Here is a 1,475-nt window from a genome sequence, read left to right as displayed (position 1 = left end):
CAATACGGTTCAGTTAAGGCTCAAACCCTGGTAAATTAGGTATTGTTTCCAAAAATGGAGAGTAAGTTAGCGTGCATCTCAAAGAATTCTCATTAGTATCTCCCAAAATCCCAAGTAGGGAGATATTCAAAGCAATAGAAATGGCGATTCCAGCTACTGCAATCGAACAGGCGATTACTAAAACGAAGGCTGAAGAGAAACGTCATCGCGCCCTGCCAGCACAACTGGTAGTGTGTCTGGTAATCGCCATGAGTCTGTGGTCGAAAGATTCAATGCGGGATGTACTAAAAAATTTGATTGATGGTCTTAATGAAGGATGGATAAAAATTGGTAAATATTGGTTATTTCCATGTAAATCGGCAATTACTCAAGCCAGACAAAGATTAGGAGCAGGTGTAATGAGACAGTTGTTTCATTCCTTAGTGCGACCAATGGCTAGAGTCGAAACAGTAGGAGCTTTTATCCATCAACTCCGGGTCGTAGTGATAGATGGAACCTGCTTAGATATCCCAGATAGTGATGAAAATGCTAGGGTTTTTGGTCGTCCAGGAAGTCGCCCAGGTACAAGAGCAGCGTTCCCTAAAGCTAGATTAGTCATTTTAGTAGAGGCAGGAACACATTTAATCTTTGATGCCTTAATGTGTCCATATAAAATGGGAGAAAGAGTAAGAGCGTTAAAGTTGTTACGCTCAGTAACGCCGGGAATGCTATTGATGTGGGATAGAGGTTTACATTCTTATGCGATGGTAGAAGCTACAGTCAGTAAAGGTTGTGAGTATGTGGGGCGAATTCCATCCAACGTTAAATTCTTAAACGAAACACAATTAGATGATGGTTCATATTTGAGTTGGATTTATCCATCAGGCAAATTAAGAAAAAAAGGATTTCAGCCAATACAAGTAAGAGTAATTGAGTACACAATTGAGCATCCCGAACACCCCGAAGCACCAATTAGATATCGTTTAATTACGAGTTTATTGTCAGCAGAAAAATTTACGGCCCAGTTACTTGCCTGTGAATATCATCAACGTTGGGAAGTTGAGAATACGATTGATGAACTGAAAGTACATTTATTAGGACGAAAAACTCATATTCGTTCTCAAAGACCAAAGGAGGTGGTACAAGAAATTTATGGTTTACTGCTAGGACATTGGGCTGTACGGTCATTGATTTTTCAAGCAGCAAGCAACGCAGGTGTTTCACCATTGCGTCTTTCTTTTACTGGAACCTTACGAGTTATTCGTCGCGCTCTCCCAAAATTTCAGCGGTTACAACCACAGGAACTTCCCTTTTTTTGAAGTGGTTAACTTTGGAGATACTTGACCAACTTCTACCTCAAAGGGTTCAGAGAAACAACCCAAGAGTTGTGAAAAAGCCGGTCTCAAAATTTCGCTCTAAACAAGTTAAACACAGAGGTACTGGAATAATAATGAATCCTCCTGTATTTATTGTTTTAAGCACTGCATAGCTCTTAA

1 protein-coding gene is annotated in these 1,475 nt (G+C 40.1%); it reads left to right on the top strand.

Features of this window, described 5'->3' with window-relative positions; genetic code table 11:
* Positions 1 to 71: 71 nt before the first annotated feature.
* Entirely contained in the window at positions 72 to 1,298 is a 1,227-nt protein-coding gene (locus tag QUA57_RS28485; protein WP_333251567.1) for an IS4 family transposase, read from the top strand.
* The last annotated feature ends 177 nt before the right edge of the window (positions 1,299 to 1,475 follow it).

Origin of the sequence: Microcoleus sp. Pol7_B2 (assembly GCF_036701035.1) — a bacterium.
Classification (GTDB): Bacteria; Cyanobacteriota; Cyanobacteriia; order Cyanobacteriales; family Microcoleaceae; genus Microcoleus.
The sequence above is the reverse complement of the archived record's forward strand: the minus strand, read 5'-3'. Positions and strand labels throughout refer to the sequence as shown.